Below are 1157 nucleotides of genomic sequence, written 5' to 3'. Positions count from 1 at the left end.
GAGTCAGCCTCATCAATATTAATGACCGTGACTTTAAGAGGATTCATCACGCACATCGCGCGAGGAGCTTGTTCATTCAAATCATCACGAATCGCTTTTTCTAGCTGAGCTACATCCACATCACTGTTGTTCTTAGCGCTTACAGGAATCATTTCACAGAAGCTTTTAAGCGAATTCGGAGTAAACCCACGACGACGCATTCCTGATATGGTTGGCATTCTTGGATCATCCCATCCCGCCACATGATTCTCATCAACAAGCTGCTTAAGCTTACGCTTACTGGTGACCGTATAATTCAAGTTCAAACGCCCCATTTCATACTGAGTTGGCCTAGTAGGAACGGGAAGATTCTCAACAAACCAATCATACAAAGCGCGATGAGACTGAAACTCCAGAGTACAGATGGAGTGCGTAACGCCTTCGATCGCGTCTTCTTGGCCATGCGCAAAATCATAGCTCGGATAAATACACCATTTATCACCTGTCTGGTGATGTTCAACCTTGCGAATTCGATAAAGAATCGGGTCTCTCAAATTCATATTTGGCGAAGCCATATCGATTTTCGCACGAAGAGAAGCCGCCCCTTCATCGAAACCACCAGCTCTCATTGTTTCAAAGAGGTCTAGATTCTCTTCAACAGAACGCTCTCGATAAGGGCTGTCTTTACCGGGCTTAGTCGCCCAACCGCGATATTCAGAAGCTTGCTCCGCACTGAGTTCACACACATAGGCCTTACCTTCTCGAATAAGATGTAAGGCCCACTCATATAATTTATCAAAGTAACTTGAGGCATAACGTGCGTCGCCATTCCATTCATAGCCTAACCAGCGCACATCCTCTTGAATTGCATCAATAAATTCTTGGCTTTCTTTCTCAGGATTTGTGTCATCAAAACGAAGATTACAAACTCCGCCATATTGCTGCGCCAAACCAAAGTTAACCCAAATTGAGCGCGCATGGCCTACATGCAGATAACCGTTCGGCTCAGGAGGAAAGCGAGTAACAACTCGACCTTCGTGTTTATTTGAAGCCAAATCTTCTTCAATAATCGTTTCAAGAAAGTGCTTAGATTTAGTTGGTGCAGTGTCCGACATATATGAGTTTCACCTAGTGAACAGAACTAACAATAGAAAGGGCGCGCATTATACCGGAATACG

Annotated in this window: 1 protein-coding gene; it reads right to left on the bottom strand. The window is 44.5% G+C overall.

Annotation, left to right across the window (positions count from 1 at the left end; translation table 11 throughout):
• On the bottom strand, positions 1-1094 hold a 1094-nt coding region (gene glnS, locus A3739_RS00550), incomplete at its 3' end, for a glutamine--tRNA ligase (RefSeq protein ID WP_068499758.1).
• Positions 1095-1157 lie beyond the last annotated feature (63 nt).

This window comes from Oleiphilus sp. HI0067, assembly GCF_001635735.1.
This window is presented reverse-complemented; position numbering and strand designations above follow the sequence as displayed.